General features: G+C 63.9%; 19 protein-coding genes and 1 pseudogene. 7 read left to right on the top strand and 13 right to left on the bottom strand.

Features of this window, described 5'->3' with window-relative positions:
• The first annotated feature begins 38 nt into the window (after window positions 1-38).
• Both KBY83_RS04385 and mscL read left to right on the top strand, forming a co-directional pair.
• A complete protein-coding gene (locus tag KBY83_RS04385; RefSeq protein WP_255018470.1) occupies window positions 39-941 on the top strand; it encodes a hypothetical protein in 903 nt (300 codons plus the stop codon).
• Window positions 942-945: 4 nt separating this feature from the next.
• Entirely contained in the window at window positions 946-1,314 is a 369-nt protein-coding gene (gene mscL / locus KBY83_RS04380; protein ID WP_315858937.1) for a large conductance mechanosensitive channel protein MscL, read from the top strand.
• On the opposite strand, the gene KBY83_RS04375 is transcribed toward mscL, so the two are convergent.
• The 6 genes from KBY83_RS04375 to KBY83_RS04350 all read right to left on the bottom strand — a co-directional run bounded on the left by KBY83_RS04375 (window position 1,311) and on the right by KBY83_RS04350 (window position 6,215).
• Complete coding sequence (locus tag KBY83_RS04375; protein ID WP_255018469.1) at window positions 1,311-2,279, bottom strand: formylglycine-generating enzyme family protein; 969 nt, start codon at window positions 2,277-2,279, stop codon at window positions 1,311-1,313. The genes mscL and KBY83_RS04375 overlap by 4 nt on opposite strands.
• A gap of 10 nt (window positions 2,280-2,289) precedes the next feature.
• Entirely contained in the window at window positions 2,290-3,792 is a 1,503-nt protein-coding gene (locus KBY83_RS04370) for an arylsulfatase (RefSeq protein ID WP_255018468.1), read from the bottom strand.
• A 189-nt stretch (window positions 3,793-3,981) separates the two neighbouring features.
• Window positions 3,982-4,842, bottom strand: coding sequence for a bile acid:sodium symporter (locus KBY83_RS04365; protein ID WP_255018467.1), 861 nt, complete (start codon window positions 4,840-4,842; stop codon window positions 3,982-3,984).
• Window positions 4,843-4,891: 49 nt separating this feature from the next.
• The gene (locus KBY83_RS04360) at window positions 4,892-5,272 is read right to left on the bottom strand and encodes a YidH family protein (protein ID WP_255018466.1); all 381 of its coding nucleotides are present in this window, start codon (window positions 5,270-5,272) and stop codon (window positions 4,892-4,894) included.
• Window positions 5,269-5,640 (bottom strand): DUF1622 domain-containing protein, encoded by a 372-nt coding sequence (locus tag KBY83_RS04355; RefSeq protein ID WP_255018464.1) that lies wholly within the window; start codon window positions 5,638-5,640, stop codon window positions 5,269-5,271. Before KBY83_RS04355 ends, KBY83_RS04360 begins: the two co-directional genes overlap by 4 nt.
• 152 nt (window positions 5,641-5,792) lie before the next feature.
• Window positions 5,793-6,215: a Fur family transcriptional regulator gene (locus KBY83_RS04350; protein ID WP_193486229.1), complete on the bottom strand. Its 423-nt coding sequence runs from the start codon at window positions 6,213-6,215 to the stop codon at window positions 5,793-5,795.
• A 94-nt stretch (window positions 6,216-6,309) separates the two neighbouring features.
• Here KBY83_RS04350 and KBY83_RS04345 point away from each other — a divergent pair, with 94 nt between their 5' ends.
• From KBY83_RS04345 to KBY83_RS04335, 3 genes are read left to right on the top strand one after another with little or no spacing between them, the layout of a single operon-like run.
• Entirely contained in the window at window positions 6,310-6,990 is a 681-nt protein-coding gene (locus tag KBY83_RS04345) for a hypothetical protein (protein WP_255018463.1), read from the top strand.
• A 34-nt stretch (window positions 6,991-7,024) separates the two neighbouring features.
• Window positions 7,025-7,417 carry a hypothetical protein gene (locus KBY83_RS04340; protein WP_255018462.1) on the top strand — a complete coding sequence of 131 codons (393 nt, stop codon included), beginning with the start codon at window positions 7,025-7,027 and terminating at the stop codon, window positions 7,415-7,417.
• Window positions 7,418-7,444: 27 nt separating this feature from the next.
• Window positions 7,445-8,509 (top strand): methyltransferase domain-containing protein, encoded by a 1,065-nt coding sequence (locus tag KBY83_RS04335; RefSeq protein ID WP_255018461.1) that lies wholly within the window; start codon window positions 7,445-7,447, stop codon window positions 8,507-8,509.
• On the opposite strand, the gene KBY83_RS04330 is transcribed toward KBY83_RS04335, so the two are convergent.
• The 5 genes from KBY83_RS04330 to KBY83_RS04310 are packed head-to-tail and all read right to left on the bottom strand — an operon-like array spanning window position 8,492 to window position 13,060.
• Window positions 8,492-9,442, bottom strand: coding sequence for a hypothetical protein (locus KBY83_RS04330; protein WP_255018460.1), 951 nt, complete (start codon window positions 9,440-9,442; stop codon window positions 8,492-8,494). The genes KBY83_RS04335 and KBY83_RS04330 overlap by 18 nt on opposite strands.
• Window positions 9,443-9,446: 4 nt before the next feature.
• Window positions 9,447-10,445, bottom strand: coding sequence for a lysylphosphatidylglycerol synthase domain-containing protein (locus KBY83_RS04325; protein ID WP_255018459.1), 999 nt, complete (start codon window positions 10,443-10,445; stop codon window positions 9,447-9,449).
• Window positions 10,446-10,462: 17 nt separating this feature from the next.
• Entirely contained in the window at window positions 10,463-11,749 is a 1,287-nt protein-coding gene (gene larC / locus KBY83_RS04320; protein WP_255018458.1) for a nickel pincer cofactor biosynthesis protein LarC, read from the bottom strand.
• A complete protein-coding gene (locus KBY83_RS04315; RefSeq protein WP_255018457.1) occupies window positions 11,694-12,338 on the bottom strand; it encodes a hypothetical protein in 645 nt (214 codons plus the stop codon). The genes larC and KBY83_RS04315 overlap by 56 nt, the downstream gene beginning before the upstream one ends.
• Window positions 12,335-13,060, bottom strand: a complete 726-nt coding sequence (locus KBY83_RS04310) for a hypothetical protein (RefSeq protein WP_255018456.1) — start codon at window positions 13,058-13,060, stop codon at window positions 12,335-12,337. Before KBY83_RS04310 ends, KBY83_RS04315 begins: the two co-directional genes overlap by 4 nt.
• 72 nt (window positions 13,061-13,132) lie before the next feature.
• Between KBY83_RS04310 and KBY83_RS04305 the strand changes: the two genes are divergently transcribed.
• Window positions 13,133-13,972 (top strand): hypothetical protein, encoded by an 840-nt coding sequence (locus tag KBY83_RS04305; RefSeq protein ID WP_255018455.1) that lies wholly within the window; start codon window positions 13,133-13,135, stop codon window positions 13,970-13,972.
• Here the strand turns inward: KBY83_RS04305 and KBY83_RS04300 are convergent.
• The gene (locus KBY83_RS04300; protein WP_255018454.1) at window positions 13,902-14,348 is read right to left on the bottom strand and encodes a hypothetical protein; all 447 of its coding nucleotides are present in this window, start codon (window positions 14,346-14,348) and stop codon (window positions 13,902-13,904) included. The genes KBY83_RS04305 and KBY83_RS04300 overlap by 71 nt on opposite strands.
• Before the next feature lie 118 nt (window positions 14,349-14,466).
• Here KBY83_RS04300 and KBY83_RS04295 point away from each other — a divergent pair, with 118 nt between their 5' ends.
• A complete protein-coding gene (locus KBY83_RS04295; RefSeq protein ID WP_255018453.1) occupies window positions 14,467-14,742 on the top strand; it encodes a hypothetical protein in 276 nt (91 codons plus the stop codon).
• Here the strand turns inward: KBY83_RS04295 and KBY83_RS04290 are convergent.
• Window positions 14,711-15,050: pseudogene (locus KBY83_RS04290) on the bottom strand (transposase); the annotation flags it as partial. The gene KBY83_RS04295 and the pseudogene KBY83_RS04290 overlap by 32 nt on opposite strands.

Here is a 15,050-nt window from a genome sequence, read left to right as displayed (position 1 = left end):
CGGCAGATCCAATTATTTTGATGGCAAAAATGCAAGCCATGCACCGGGCCAAAGCCATACCCATCTTGATAGGCCTCACCCTGACGGGTGGCCTCACAAGTGAGCTGCGCGCACAGCAGCCTGAGCCCGCTCCTGGTGATCGACCTACCGAAGAGTCTCCCGCTGCCTCCACCAACCAGCCAGCGCAACCCACCTCGCCTTGGGCGGGCACTATCGAGCTATATGGCTTTGCGCCGATCAGCACTACTGGAACAACTACTGTCTCAAATGGGACAAGAAACTTCAGTGCCGAAACCGATCTAAATCTTAATGAGGTTCTATCAAAGCTGAAGTGGGCCACTTCCCTACGCGGCAGCATCGAAAAGGATCGCCTTGGTCTTTTGGTCGATCTCGATTACGTCAAACTTGGTCAATACGAATCAACGACCGGCCGGCGTGGGATCTTCACGGGGAGTGCTGACGTCACAGCTACTCAGGGTATTTACGACCTTGCCCTGCGCTATCGCTTTGGGGATCGAGAAGCTGCGGTGGGCAAGCCGGGGCAATTCAGCCTAATCCCCTATGCCGGCATACGCATAATCGATGCCCAGTTGGATGTTGGAGCCCAGATTCAAGGCAGCGGAGGTCGAGTCAGTTTCCAACGACAAGGCAACTTTGGACGCACCTGGGTTCAACCTCTTTTGGGAACCCAGGCTACGATTTTCATGTCTCCCCGCTTACGGGCATTTGCCCGCGCCGACATCGGTGGCTTTGGGCTGAGTGGATCAGAAGATCTTTCCGGAAACGCCCAAGTTGGCCTTGGCTATGCTGTGGGCAACAACACAGATCTAAATATTTCCTGGCGGTATGCGGGGATCAACTACAATACTGGCGACATTCCCGATAGTGGCTACAGCAGCTATCGAAATGGCTTTGAAATTGGTCTGAAATTCTTCTTCTAATTCGTTGAAACGCCGCAGCACTTTTCTCTCAGACTTCAAGGACTTCGTCAACAAAGGCAATGTTGTAGATCTCGCTGTTGCCGTGATTATCGGTGGAGCTTTTGGCAAAGTAGTCGATGCGGTCGTCAGTCTTGTGATGACCTCACTGCTCGCTCCTGCCCTGAAAGCTGCCAATGTATCCGCTATTAGCGCCTGGCCAGCAGGAGCTGTAATCGTGGCCCTGATCAATTTCATCGTGATCGCCTTCGTGGTGTTCCTGATCGTGCGCGGCATTGAAGCCATGAAGCGTGGCGAACGACCGATCTCCGCTCCCGCTCCCGATCCCCCCAGGCTCAACTTGCTGCTGCCGCTACCCACCTGGCAGAAGCTTTAGAGCGTCGCCAGCTCTGAGGGCCTCACCACACAGCGAAAACCCATATGGCCCGTGGAGGTATCAAGCCCCTGGGCCATGCGGGCTGCTGGTCGGTAACGACGGCAATAGCTAGGTGCACATAAATAAGAACCACCCTTAACCACTTTGCGTGGTTGCTCGCCGTGCTGGGAGTGGCTATCGATGCTTGCTTCACGCGCTTTGGCTAGGGCGGCATCGGCGCAACAGGCTCCCGTGCTCTGCTGGTGCTGGCCATACCAGCTATTAGTCCACTCCCACACATTGCCGATCATGTCAACTAACCCATAGCCGTTGGCAGGAAAAGAACCTACAGGGGAGGTGCGCTCGTAGCCATCTAAGCGACTGTTGTGGTGGGGGAAATCACCCTGAAAGGTATTAGCTAGGGGCACTCCACCGGGATAGAGCTCTTCACCCCAGGCAAACTCGGTATTGCACAGGCCGCCCCAAGCAGCCCGCTCCCATTCCTCCTCCGTAGGCAGCTGTTTGCCGCACCAGCTGGCGTAGGCCAAAACATCTTCCCAGGCGACATGGACCACCGGATGCTGCTCGCGGCGCTTAATCGAGCTGCCCGGTCCCTCCGGATGACGCCAGTTTGCTCCGGCGAGATATTGCCACCAGCGGTAGTGGCTTCCAGGCCCAAGCGGGCCCGGGGGCGGCACAAAAACTATTGATGCCGGCGCCAATCGTTCCTGATTGGCGCCGGGATAGTGAGCGGGATTTGCTGGCTGCTCCGCCAGCGTGCGGTAGCCGGTGGCCTTCACAAAGTTCCGAAACTGGGCGTTAGTTACGGGAGTGCGATCGATCCAGAAGCCAGCCACCTCGACATCATGGGCCGGAGCCTCCTCGGGGTAGTGGTGGTCTGACCCCATTCGGAAGCCGCCCGCCGGTATCCACACCATTCCAGGGAATGGGGGACGACCGGGGGATCGGGCGGTGCCGGCTGACATGGCGGCAGGATCAGGGTCCGCCGACAGTATTCACCATCTTCTCCATCACCTGCTGCAGCGAGAAGCTGGCAGCCTTTTGGCGAGGTGGGTATTCGGCGAAGGTGGCGAGGAACTGGGCCACGTAGGTCTGGGCTGGTACCAGAAGGAAAATGTGATCAAACATCCAGTCCCAATAGGTGTTTGATGTCACATCAGCCCGCTCATAGGGGTCGGTGAGCAGGTTGAAGATCTTGGGTACCCGCAGGGCAGTAAACGGTTCAGCCCAGATCTGGCAAGTGCCCTGGGAGCGCTGCTCCATGAACACAAACTTCCAGTTGTCGTAACGCAGGCCTGTGAGGTCACCGTCGTCGGAGAAGTAGAAGAACTCAACCCGGGGACTCTTATCCGCCTGGCCGGTCCAGTAGTCGAGCATGTTGTAACCATCAAGGTGCACCTTAAAGGTCTTGTTACCCACCTGATAACCCGCCTTGAGCTTCTCCTTGATCTCAGGCTCACCCGCCGCCGCAAGGATAGTGGGCAGCCAGTCGAGGTGGCTACAGATACCCGAGAAGATGGTGCCTGGAGCGATGTGCCCCGGCCAGCGCACTAGGGCCGGCACCCGATAAGCCCCTTCCCAATTGGTGTTCTTCTCGCTGCGGAAGGGTGTCATGCCGGCATCAGGCCAGCTGTTCATGTGGGGACCGTTATCGGTGCCGTACATCACGATGGTGTCGTCGGTGACACCCAACTCGTCGAGCAGGTTGAGCATTTCACCAATGCACTCGTCGTGATAGATCATCACGTCGTGATACTCCGACTGCCAGCGACCGCTGCGGCCCACATCCTGGGCACGCGCATAGGTGCGGAAGTGCATGTGGGTGGTGTTGAACCAGACGAAGAAGGGCTCGCCAGAGGCAACGGCATCGCGAATGAAACGCTTTGCCTCAGCCATGAATTCATCATCGGCCGTCTCCATCCGCTTACGGGTTAGGGGGCCGGTGTTTTCAATCCGTTGGCTGCCATCACCATTTGCCCAGCAATGCAAAACACCGCGGGGGCCGAAACGCTCCTTGAAGTTCGGGAAATCCTCAGGCTTGGGATAGTCGCGCAGCTCCGGCTCCTCCTCGGCGTTGAGGTGATAGAGGTTGCCGAAAAACTCGTCAAAACCATGCATGGTCGGCAGATGCTCATCGCGATCGCCGAAGTGGTTCTTGCCAAACTGGCCGGTGCGATAGCCCTGGGGCTTGAGCAGCTCAGCGATGGTGGGATCTTCCGCTTTAAAGCCAGCTTCGGCGCCAGGCAGCCCCACCTTACTGAGACCGGTGCGGAAGACGCTCTGACCGGAGATGAAAGCCGCACGACCAGCGGTGCAGCTCTGTTCGGCGTAGTAGTGGATGAAGCGACCACCCTCCTTTGCTACGCGGTCAATGTTGGGGGTCTGATAGCCCATCAAGCCATCGCTGTAGCAACTCAGATTGCTTTGGCCGATGTCGTCACCCCAGAGGATGAGAACGTTGGGTTTTCCGTTTGGCATGGGAAGCAAGAAGACGAATACGCCTGCTTAAAGGATGGAATGGCTGCAGAACATCGCTGGAAACGTATGCACTTCTTCACACCAAGATATTCAGGCCAGAATTTATTTGCGCAAATGCAAATATTGGCGCAAAAGCAATGAATCAATGCTAGGAGCGAATTTGCCAGTTGGATTGCAATCCAACATTTTTCAGGACTGAAGACTGCGCTGCCATCTCAGAAATGGAATCGATAGCAGCACAGTTATCAATAGATACACCAGAATGCCAAGTTTGACGGCTGGCATTTCCGGGGCATAAATGCCAGCCAGCAACAACGCAAGACCTGGGTTACGCATTGATGTTACTAATGCCAAGGTGACCCCCAGGCAGGGATCTCGGTTAGCGAGGCCATAGCCCAAAGCCAGGCTGATCAACACCAGAGCCGCCATCACCGGCAGGGCAATCAGATTGGCGCTCGCATAGGTAACCAAAAGCGGAGCCGTTTTCCACAACACCACCAACACGAGCAGCAGCAGCAACCCATTAGCGAGGCGATCGAGGGGGTTCTCCAGTCGGCTTGCCCAGCTGGGCGCGAAGCGCCTCACTAACAAGCCCAGCAACAGGGGGAGCAGCTGAACCAGGGCCACCTGCGCGGCTACATGGTGCGACTGAACCTGCCAACCCTCGACTCCAAAGATGCGGGTGAAGCCGCTCGCCAGCAGGGGAATGGTGATGATCGCCGCCAGTGCTGCGGCCACTTGGAGCAGGGCGGCCAGGATCCGATCCCCCCCCTGCTTGCCTGCCTTGCGCATCAGCAGGGGGGCACTAGGGCAAACAGCCATCAGGGCGATAGAAAATCGAGCCGGCTGGGAGAGGGCCATGGTGGGCGGCAGCAACAGCAACAGCGCAGCTGCCACAGGCACGAGCAGGCAGGTGCCGATGAGACCACGCAACAGCAGCAGCCGGTGCTGCTGCCAGCGACCTAAGCCATCGAGGGGCAAGCCCACCCCCAGGGCAAACATGATCGCAAACAGGGTGGCAGAAACCAACAGGGGCGGGGATTGAGCCATCGGAGCAAGACGCGGAACAGGAGATCAAAAGGAGCAAGCGGGCTAGGGCCTAGCTGCCGGCGCGGGCAGCAATCAGCCCCAGCGCCAGCACACCGATCAAAGTGAGCATCACAGCTGTAGCGGCAGCTATTTGGGGCTTATCTCGGTATGTGTAGTCGTCTTGATGGAGACGGCGCAGCTCTTTGCGGTATTGGACCGTGGCTCCCGCCATGGCGAGAATCCCCGTGATCGTGAAGGCCGCCGCCACTAGCTGCACTCCCCACTCCACCTGGGCACCTTGGCCACCGACAGCACGATCAATAGCTCCCACGATCTTGTCTAAGCCGAAGCCAAAGCTGATCAGCGAGAGACAGGTGCGGATCCAAGCCATGAGGGTGCGTTCGGCCGCATCACGGTTGCGTTGCTTGGCAAGTTCGTTGGTGAGATTCATGGGCGCCCCTCCGGGCTCAGGGATCGATGGGATGCTTCAGCCTCCAAATCACGGGCCAAGAACACATTGAGCAAGGTGCGGATCACGGCCACCACGCCCAATTGCACCAGATGTGCACCGGTGGGGGAAGTGGAGGTGGCGACGATATCTGCCCCGAGCTGAAACTCCAGGGCCATCGCCAACCAGCTGCCGAAGGTGAGCCTCACCGCCTGAAAGGCACTGGGGCCGCGCCGCCGGACACGCCAGCCCTGCCAGGCTTGGCGCAGGGTGATCAACAAACCGAGCAGCACCGTGCCCAGGGAGAGGGCCTCAAGCACGCTGCGCAGGGCCATGGCCAGGGTTGCCAGTCCCTGATCAAAAACAGACATCAAGCTGGGCTCGGAGCTAGGCATCGAAGGCAACTGGCAAGCATCGGTGCATTCGCTACCCCAAAGCTAAGGAGCACTGCCGCTGACGTCTGCAGCGCTGACGCATTTGCAAAACGCTGCGCTTCGGGGTTGCCTTCAGATGTATGCGGGAACTACTCCGCCGCCGCACAGCTGGGGCAGAGAGCCCTCACGTTGAGCACGCACTCAAGCAAGCGGAAGCCATAGCCGCCCGCGGCCCGCTCGCCAGCTTGGAGCACCGCAGAATTTTCAAATTCCTCAGTGCGGCCGCAACGCACACACACCAGATGGTGATGGTCGCGGTGGGCGTCACTGGCCAGCTCAAAGCGGCGACCACCCTCCGGGAGCTCCAGCTCCTGCAGCAGCCCCATGGAGCTCAGCAGCCGCAGGGTGCGATACACGGTGGCGAGCGACACCCGCTCCTCGCTACGCAGCAGGCGCTGGTGCACCTCTTCAGCGCCCAGGTGGCTGCCTTCACCAATGCGCTCAAACAGGGCCAACACCCGCTGGCGCTGAGGCGTCAGCCTCTGGCCGCGATCGTGCAGGCTGGAGCGCAGACCATCTCCACCAGCGGTAAGGGTTGCAGGCGCGGGCTGGGCTCCAGGGCTGAGTCGGGCGGTCACAGCATGATCCCAGGCTTCTCAACAATAGATGCAGTTGCGAAGAGGTGCCAAATCTGATCCTGACGCCCCACAAGGAAGGAAAGGTCGCAAGGGCTCGACAACACTGCAGGGAGTCGGCATCCCTGCCACGACCCACGCCCATCCGCGCCTGCTCGGTTACGCAATCGCCGCGGTGCTGGCCATCGGCAGCCCAGCCGCTGCCCTGGCAGCACCCGCCAACCCCACCCGGGCCTCCCTTCAAGGAGTCACCTTCACAGTGAGCAGCAAGGGGGAGGGCTCGGTGCGCCAACTCACCATCGCTACCAGCGGCACCCCCCAGGCCATTGCCCCGATTCGGCAGGAGATTCTCGGCAGCGTCAGCGGTGTGGAGGTGGCCGACCTCGATGCCAACGGACTGCCCGAGGTGTATGTGTTCATCACCAGTGCCGGCAGTGGCAGCTACGGCTCGGTGGAGGGTTGGGCCCTGAACAAGGGGCGGCGCTCACTCTCCACGATTCACATGCCGGAGCTCAGCGGGCAGGCGGCCCAGGGCTACCAGGGCCACGATGAATTCGCGGTGGTGGAGCTCACCCTGGCCCGCCGATTCCCGATTTACCGCCCTGGCGATAGCAATGCCAAGCCCACTGGGGGCACCCGGCAGATCAGCTACAAGCTCGTGCCGGGCGAGGCGAGCTGGCAGCTGAAGCCGATGCGGTTCGACACCTACTGAGATGTCGTGCCGAGGGTGGAGTCTGGGTACAGGGATGTTCCGCGCCACCCTGCTGGGAGTGGTGCTCCTGCAGCCCTTGGGGGCCAACGCCAGGGGCGACAAGCTGCAGCTCTTTGGGTTGTACGTGCGCGGCCGGCGCGAGGTGGTGGTCTGCCCCAGGGGTAACCAGCTGGAAACCCTGCTGCACGAGGGTTGGCATGCGGTGCAGTCGCTATGCCTGCGCGGCACCCCCCTGCTGGGCAGCGATGCCCTGCTTCACCAGCTGGGGCGTCGGGATCGCCGCGAGCTGCAGCTGCTCTATCTGCCCGACCAATGGCCGCGGGAGGCGGAGGCACGCCTGATGGCCCGCGAAGCCCTGGATCGGTACCTGCAGACCCTGGATCGCTCCTGCACGGCCGCAGTGCCCGCGGCGCCGAAGGCAAACTGAACCCATCTCCCCAGGCCGCGCGCTGCCATGCCCACCCAAGCCGCCGTTCAGGCCTATTACGGCCAGGAGCTCACCGGCACGGCCGACCTCAAGACCAGCGCCTGCTGCGATGCCGATGCGGTGCCGGCTTGGCTGCGCCCGCTGCTGGCCCGGATCCACCCCGATGTGCTGGCTCGCTACTACGGATGCGGCCTGGTGTGCCCGCCCCTGCTGGAGGGCTGCCGCATCCTTGATCTGGGTTGCGGCACGGGCAGGGACGTGTACGCCCTGGCCCAGCTGGTGGGGCCCAGCGGCTCGGTGGTGGGGGTCGACATGACGCCTGAGCAGCTAGCGGTGGCCCGCGAGCACCTGGCCTTCCATGCCGAGCAGTTCGGCTACGCCAACGTGACTTTCCTGGAAGGCACGATCGAAGCCCTCGAGGCGCTGCCCCTGGAGCCCGGCAGTTTCGATGTGGTGGTGAGCAACTGCGTTCTCAACCTCTCCACCGACAAAGCGGCGGTGCTGCAGGGGGTGAAACGGCTGCTCAAGCCGGGCGGCGAGATGTACTTCTCCGATGTGTACGTCGATCGGCGCCTGCCGGAGGCGGTGCGTCGCGAGCCGGTGCTCTATGGCGAATGCCTAGGCGGAGCCCTCTACTGGAACGATTTCCTGCGCCTCGCCAAGGGCGCCGGCTTCCCCGACCCGCGGCTGGTGAGCGACCGCGAGCTCCGGATCACTGAGCCAGCCCTGGCGCCGCTGGTGGGCGAGGCCCGCTTCTATGCCGCCACCTACCGCCTGTTCCACATCGCCGAACTCGAGGATGCCTGCGAAGACCATGGCCAGGCCGTGATTTACCGCGGCACGATCCCCCACCACCCCCACCGCTTCGACCTCGATGGCCACCACGCCATCGAAACCGGGCGGGTGTTTCCGGTGTGCGGCAACACCTTCCGCATGCTGCAGGCCACGCGGTTTGCGCCCCATTTCTCCTTCATCGGCGACTTCAGCAGCCACTTCGGCCTGTTCCCCGGCTGTGGCAGCAGCCTGCCCTTCACTGGCGTCGCCGCAACCAAAGAAACCACAGGCCTAGTCGACTCAGGGAGCTGCTGCTGACGCCTCGGCCTCCCAGAACAAGTGATCCACCGAGCTGAGCCGATGGGGCCGGCACACGTTGAACTGCTGCCGCACCTCCGTTAATGGCAAGGGTGCCAGAACCAAATGGTCCACCAGGGAGAAATCAGCGCTGCAGGCACTGCCACGCTTGAGTTCTGAAGCCAGCAGATAGGCCGCGGAGGGGCTGTCCAGACTGGAGTGGTCTGGCGCCAGGGTGGGATTTGCGCTCACAAACCCCGCCTCGTGGGTCACCAGGGACGCCAGCAGGGCGCTCTCATTAATGGGGTTGTCCTGCATCGCCCACTGAAAGGCGCTGAGAGCGATCTCGCCGGCACTAGTCGCCGCAATCCCGGCAATCACGTGGGTCATGTCGTGGGCCAGGTAGAGGTGATTGAGGGCGCAGGCATCCCGCCCGGGCAGGGGGAAACCGAAGCGCTCGTAATACCCGAGCAACGCCCTACCCAGGCTGGCCTCCGGGAGCTGGGCGAAGCCCTCAATCCGCGCCACCAGCTCCGGTTCTGGCTGGTCAGCGGAAGCCAGAGGATCCGCCAGACCGGGCTCACTGCGCAAGGGCAGGAAGGTGGTGAAGATCCTGCCCACATCCGCCGCCGCCTGGTCGACCCCCAGCGCCTCGGCATAGGCCCAGCCCAACGCGAGCTGGGCATCCGTCTGGGGATGGCGGCAAAACTCGAGGGTCATCTGCAGCAGATGGGCCACCCGCCGCGTCGGCAGATCATCCAGCGCTGCCGCCAGTTCCTCGGGAGCGATCGGCTCCAGCGCTGAAACGCGTAGATCTGGGCGCTCCCAAAGGTGGTTGAGCAGTGCCTGCAATAGACGCCGCTGCTCCACGGTGGGGCCACCGCTGCAGGAGATGGATCCCAGCAGGCCCCGGGCCACCGGCTCTACCAACGATCCAGCCAGCAGCAAGCCCATCTCCCTAGGCCGACGCCTGGGGCTGGCGCTGCCCATCCAACCTCGCCGTGAGCGCGGCCAGCAGATCGGCGATGGTCACCACCAGCCGGTAGCTGATGGCGATCGCCAGCAGCGGCGCCTCGGGGATGGCGAAGCCGAGGCGCAGCAGCAGCACCGACTCGAACACGCCCAGGCCGCCGGGGGCGCCGGGCACCACCAGGCCAGCGGTCCAGGCCAGGGCGAAGCCCGCCAGCCAGCCGCCCCAGCTGAGGCTGTAGGAGAGGTCAAAGGCGTGCACGCAGCAGGCGAAGCCGCCAAAGCGCAGCAGCACAAATCCAAACTGCACCAGCAGCGGCGGCCAGGGATAGGAGCGAATCGGCGCAGTGGCGGCCGCCTCGATGTCCATGCCCAGCGCCGAGACCTTGCGGCGCTCCAGGCGATTGAGCAGGGGGTTGAGCCAACGGGGCCAGAGCAAGGCCAAGGGCAACAACCCCAACAAAGCCAGGCCCTGTTGCCAGCCGCCCGCAGACATCAGCGCCAGGGCCGCCACCGCTGCCACCAAGGGGTCCAGCAGCACCGCCACCAGGGCCAGAGCGCCCGGGGCAGGGGCCGCCAAGGGGGCCTCAGCGCTGCGCAACAGCTGCACGCGACTGCTGAGGTGCCAGATGCCACCGGGCAGGAATTTGCGCAGGTTGGTATCGAGGTAGACCCGCACCAGCTCGCCCCAGCGGGGGCGCAGCCCGAGCCAGCGCAACACCACGCCGAAGGCCAGGCCGTTGGCCACCAGGCTCAGCAAACTCACGCCCACCCCCAGCAGCAACCACAGCCAGCCCTGGCGATCGAGGCTGAGCTGCAGCAGCTGGCGCCCGTGGCCCACTAGGGCAGCCAACAGAAAACCGAAACTCAGCAAGCTGATCCACAGCTTCAAGCCGCCGGGCAGGGGCGGCAAGCCCTCCCACCAGGCGACCAAACGAGTCAGCCCGCGGCGGCAGCGCTGAAGCAGAGCGAGGGCAAAGGGCGGCATGCTTAGGGCTGGTTGGCTTAGGGCTCGCTGGGCAAGTTGGCGTCAGGCTGGGCCTCGAGGGCCTGCTGCACAACCAACCGCACCTGATCGATCCCCAGTGTGTGCTGGCGCGCAAGAGCTGCCAGGTCGTCGTGTTCAGGCTTGCTGCGCCAGCGGCCGTCGGGCAGCTGGGCCTGCTTGAGCCGCACGGGCCCCAAGGGAGTGGCCAGCTCCAGGCTGCGGCGCGGCAGCACCCAGCGGGTCTGGGAATGTTCGCGCAACCCCAGGGTGGTGCTCTGCCGCCACCACACCCGGCGCAACCTCTCGGCCTGCTCGGGGGCGACAAGGGCCGTAAGCAGCTGGGCGGTGCGTCCTTTCTTCATGGCGATCGCCTGGCTGAACACCTCCAGGGCCCCGCCCTGGCGCAGCTCCTCAGCCAGAAAAGCCAGATCCTCCGCCGTGGCGTCGTCGATCTGGGCCTGCTGCACCAGCACGGTTTCTTGCTGCACGGTTTCGAGCTGGGCAGGACCGGAGCCGCCGCAATCGGTCAGGGTGAGTCGCAGCAGGTTGGGGCGATCCAGGCTGCGGGAGCCCAGCCCCACGCCCACCCGCTTAGGCACGTGGGTGGGGGGATGGCCAAAGCGCGTCGCCCAGCAGGCCGCTAATGCCAGACCGGTGGGGGTGGTGAGTTCGCCGGGGGGGAAGCCCTCGGCTGAGGCCAGGGGAATCGCCCGCAAGCGGGCCAGCTCCAATACGGCAGGCGCCGGCAGGGGCAGGGTGCCGTGGGCCGTTGCCACCAGGCCATGACCCGCCGGCGGCGGGCTGCACACCAGTTGCTCCACCCCGAAGTGCAGCAGCCCGGCGCACACCCCCACCACGTCCACCAGGGCATCGAGGGCGCCCACCTCGTGGAAGTGCACTTGCTCGGGGCTGTGGCCGTGCACTGCCGCCTCAGCCGCCGCCAGCAGGCCAAACACCTCCAGCACCCGCTGCCGCAAGGGCTCGGGCCAAGCGGCTTCTTGCAGTTGGCCGCGCAGGCTGCCCCAGAGCCGATGGGCCGGCTGGCGCTCCAGGCTCACCACCTCCAAATGCAGGCCGCGCAGGCCACCGCTGCGGCGCTCTTCAAGCTCCAAGCGGTAGGTCCCGGCCAGGCCGAGGGCGGCCAGGGGGCTATCGATCTCCGCCTGCGGTAGCCCCAGATCCAGCAGTGCTGCCAAAAGCATGTTGCCGGCTAGGCCCGTGGGCGCGTCCAGCAGCGCCAGCACCGCCTCAGGCCTCCCCAGCCAGGGGGCGCCCGAGCCTTGGCGCCAAGGCCAGCAGGGCATCGGCCTCGCTCTGTAATTGCTGTTGACTGGCGCGCAACTGGACCTCCACCTCCCGGCGGGCCCGGCGCTGTTCGCGCTGGGCGGTGTCAACGTCTTGGCCGGACAGGCCCCATAGCCGCCCCAGCAGGGCCCGGTCGTCGTTGCCGCCCACGCTCTGGCCATAGATCAGCTGCTCGGCCACCATGCCCGCCTGCAATACCCGGCTCCAGCGCCGCAGCTCCTCGGCCGGCAACTTGGCATGGGCCGGCGGCTCCAGTTCGGTGCTGCCGCTGGTGTTGAGGCCGGCCCGCAGGCAGGCCAGGGAACCCACCAGCACCTGGCGCACCGCCATCTCCTCCTGACGCGCCACCAGCAGGTGGCCCGCCTCATGAATAGCAATCCGCCGCAGGCGGGCGCGGCCACCGGGCAGGGCTTCGGCCAGCACATGGCCGCCGCGGCCACCGAAGCGGGCCGCATCCAAGGTGAGGCCGCCCAAGCCCAGGCCCGCTATCAGGGTCACAATCCAAGGCGAAAGGCCCAGGGCGGGGCCAAGAATCGCCGCCAGGCTGATCAAGCCCACGGCCAGGCCAGCCGCCAGGGGTTGGGTCATGGCCGGCGCGGGCCGCCCTGACCAGCCGCCGCCGGCCGTGCCTTGCCGCCCTTACCGCCCTTGCTTGCGGCACCATCGCGTCGACCCTTACCGCCCCGGTTACCCCGCTGGGCCACCGGACCGATCACTTCAAAGCTCTCCAACTGCAGCTGCTGGGCCTGGCGGCGCAGGTTGAGCGCCACGAAGTGGCGCAAATGCTCGAGGGGCAAATCACCCTTCAGCTGCAGCTTGAAGGGCACGGGCCGGCTGCCATCCGGGCGGGGCATCACCCGCACCTTCACCACCAGATCGCCGGTTTCAGGGCGGGTGTAAATCAATTCACCGCGCACCGAGAAGTAGTCGTCGCCCTCAGGCAATGCGTCTTGAGGGCTATCGGCAGCAGGACTCTCGGTAGCAGGTGATTCAGCAGCAGGAGATTCAGCTTCCTCGCCCGCAGCCAGGGTGCTGGGCTCCCACACACCCACCATCTGCATGTGCAACCCCTCCTCCTCCCTCGAGCGGGGGTAAACCACCCAGAGATGGGGCTCCTCGAGGTTGATGTGGCGGCGCATCAAAGTGAGCAGCCGGCCCAGCACCACGGCCTCCAGCTCGGTGCCATCAGCCGTGCGAATCACCCCCCGGGTGAGCTGCTCGGCATCGGTGGGCACATAAACACCACGCACCACGCCAATGGCCCGGTATTGCGTGGGTTCGGTTACCGGAGAAATCGGGTGTTGGCGCATGGGCTGAACTTTAAGTGCCCCAGGGCAAAGGCACAAAGGGCAGACTGGCATCCCATCGCAGGCCGCTTGCCAATGCCCGCCGCTCCCAACCGTTCCGGGATCTGGACTGGGCTCGCCATTGCGGGGGCAGGAGCGCTGTGCATTGCCGCTGGCTGGTGGCTGGCACAGATGCAGGCCGGTTCGGCTGGATCCGATCCCTCCCGCACGGCCCTGGAGCGTCAGGCCTCCTCCCTGCAGCGGCGGCTCAACCAGGGCGAGGCCAGCCAGGCCGAACAGCAGCGGCTGCTGGAGCTACTGGTAGCTCTAGATCGCAAAGCGGAGGCCACAGCGCTGCTGGAGCGCCTTGCCGACCAGCAACCCCAGCAGTGGTCGCTGCGGCTGCTGCTGGCCGAGCTGCGCCGCGACCAGCAGGACCGCAGCGGCGCTGAGCGGGAGGTGCGCCAACTGCTCAACCTGCGGCCCGACCAGATCGAGGGCCTGCAGCTGATGGCCCTGCTGCAACTGGAAATGGGGCGTGGAGACCAGGCCCAGAGCCAGCTGGAGGCGGCGCTGCAGAGGGCTAGCAAACGCCAGCTGAAACCGGAGGCCCTGCCGATCGGCCTGCTGCTTGCCAACCTGCTGCAGAAGCGAGGTCAGGCGGGCCAGGCCGAGTCCCTGCTGCTCAAATTGGCCGCAGAATTCCCCACCGACCAACGCCCCCTGCTGGCGCGGGCGATGCTGCAGCAGGAGCGCGGCGATATCAAAGGCGCCCAGGAGTCGCTGGCGTTAGCGCGCTCCCGTAAACCTGGCCCAAGCGACCCGCGCCTGGATCAGGTTGCCGCCGCCTGGGGATTGGCGCCGCTCAGGGACCCTTCACCGTTGCCGCCGGGGCAGCCGACGCCGGCGCTGCAGGCGGAGAGTGGAAATCCCTGAGGGCCGCGTCCACCGCATCGCCAGGGTTGGTGGCGTTATCCATGGAGGTGGCCTTGCGCAGCTTGTTCATCAAGTCGATTGGGTTGGCGGAATCGAGCGCCGAACCACCTTTATTGGTTCCGGTGCCGTAATCGAGCTCCCGCTCCTGCTGGGGGCTGCTGATCGTTTGGCCGTAGCCCTTTTCCTGGGCCCTGGCAGCTCCAACTCCAGCTACAGAAGCAACTCCAACTACCGAAGCAACTCCAAGTACCGAAGCAACAGCCGCGGCCAAAGGAAGCGTTGCGCCGAAATAGCCCAGGAAATTGGATCCCAGGGCCTTGCTTCCCAGTGCACTGGCAGAACGTGGGCGCGGAAGCGGCGGACTATCAGCGGCCATGGGTTATGCACTCCGATGTTCTCCGAGTCCCATCCTAGGTGCGTTCAAAACGAGGGAGGCAAGAGGTGACGATCAAATCCGTTCAGCTTGCCTTGCCTGCACTGGGGGAGGAGGGGAAGTGAACAACTACATCGTCTACTGGAAGTCCTTTGCCGAAACCGATAAGGGGACGGTCTGGCTCTGGTGCAGCCCGGAGATGACTGCCCACGCCGGACTCCGCCATGACGAGTTCATCCCTCTCCGTTCACGGGGCTACCGCCCAGCCCTCCTCATTGCCCGTGGCATCAACTGGACTGCGGCCTGGGAGGACGGCACCAGCCACACCTTCAAGGCCAGTCCCCAGGCAGGGCTGATTCAAAGTCTTAGCAAGGGTTGGGCTGTGTCCTGCGCATGACCATCGCCATCAGCGCCGTGATGTCGTGCATCACCGACTGCATCCCGGTGCGGATCGATTGAAAGCCTGCCAGCCGCAACAGGTTGAGCGCTGCGGTTCGCAATGTGGCCATCGCCCCTGCGCCATTACCTCGGTAGCGGTGGGCGTCTTCATGGAGTTGGGTGTCTCGGACCCAGTGCCAACACTCAATGCTCCAGCGATCTCTTACCAGTTGCATCAGGGCTTCTGGGGTGGTGCGCAGGCTCGTGAGAAACAGATGAGTGGCACAGAAGGGCTTGCCGTCACGGGTACCGGTGGCCTCCAACTCA

The organism is Cyanobium sp. WKJ7-Wakatipu (assembly GCF_024345355.1).
In the GTDB taxonomy this organism is placed as follows: domain Bacteria; phylum Cyanobacteriota; class Cyanobacteriia; order PCC-6307; family Cyanobiaceae; genus Cyanobium_A; species Cyanobium_A usitatum.
Note: the sequence above shows the minus strand (reverse complement) of the source record. Positions and strands in the feature narration are given on the sequence as shown.

Coding starts and splice junctions, on each gene's coding strand:
- KBY83_RS04385 (WP_255018470.1), top strand. CDS start 39: ATGCACCGGGCCAAAGCCATACCCATCTTGATAGGCCTCACCCTGACG.
- KBY83_RS04375 (WP_255018469.1), bottom strand. CDS start 2,279: ATGTCAGCCGGCACCGCCCGATCCCCCGGTCGTCCCCCATTCCCTGGA.
- KBY83_RS04370 (WP_255018468.1), bottom strand. CDS start 3,792: ATGCCAAACGGAAAACCCAACGTTCTCATCCTCTGGGGTGACGACATC.
- KBY83_RS04365 (WP_255018467.1), bottom strand. CDS start 4,842: ATGGCTCAATCCCCGCCCCTGTTGGTTTCTGCCACCCTGTTTGCGATC.
- KBY83_RS04360 (WP_255018466.1), bottom strand. CDS start 5,272: ATGAATCTCACCAACGAACTTGCCAAGCAACGCAACCGTGATGCGGCC.
- KBY83_RS04355 (WP_255018464.1), bottom strand. CDS start 5,640: ATGTCTGTTTTTGATCAGGGACTGGCAACCCTGGCCATGGCCCTGCGC.
- KBY83_RS04345 (WP_255018463.1), top strand. CDS start 6,310: ATGCAGTTGCGAAGAGGTGCCAAATCTGATCCTGACGCCCCACAAGGA.
- KBY83_RS04340 (WP_255018462.1), top strand. CDS start 7,025: ATGTTCCGCGCCACCCTGCTGGGAGTGGTGCTCCTGCAGCCCTTGGGG.
- KBY83_RS04335 (WP_255018461.1), top strand. CDS start 7,445: ATGCCCACCCAAGCCGCCGTTCAGGCCTATTACGGCCAGGAGCTCACC.
- KBY83_RS04330 (WP_255018460.1), bottom strand. CDS start 9,442: ATGGGCTTGCTGCTGGCTGGATCGTTGGTAGAGCCGGTGGCCCGGGGC.
- KBY83_RS04325 (WP_255018459.1), bottom strand. CDS start 10,445: ATGCCGCCCTTTGCCCTCGCTCTGCTTCAGCGCTGCCGCCGCGGGCTG.
- larC (WP_255018458.1), bottom strand. CDS start 11,749: ATGCCCTGCTGGCCTTGGCGCCAAGGCTCGGGCGCCCCCTGGCTGGGG.
- KBY83_RS04315 (WP_255018457.1), bottom strand. CDS start 12,338: ATGACCCAACCCCTGGCGGCTGGCCTGGCCGTGGGCTTGATCAGCCTG.
- KBY83_RS04310 (WP_255018456.1), bottom strand. CDS start 13,060: ATGCGCCAACACCCGATTTCTCCGGTAACCGAACCCACGCAATACCGG.
- KBY83_RS04305 (WP_255018455.1), top strand. CDS start 13,133: ATGCCCGCCGCTCCCAACCGTTCCGGGATCTGGACTGGGCTCGCCATT.
- KBY83_RS04300 (WP_255018454.1), bottom strand. CDS start 14,348: ATGGCCGCTGATAGTCCGCCGCTTCCGCGCCCACGTTCTGCCAGTGCA.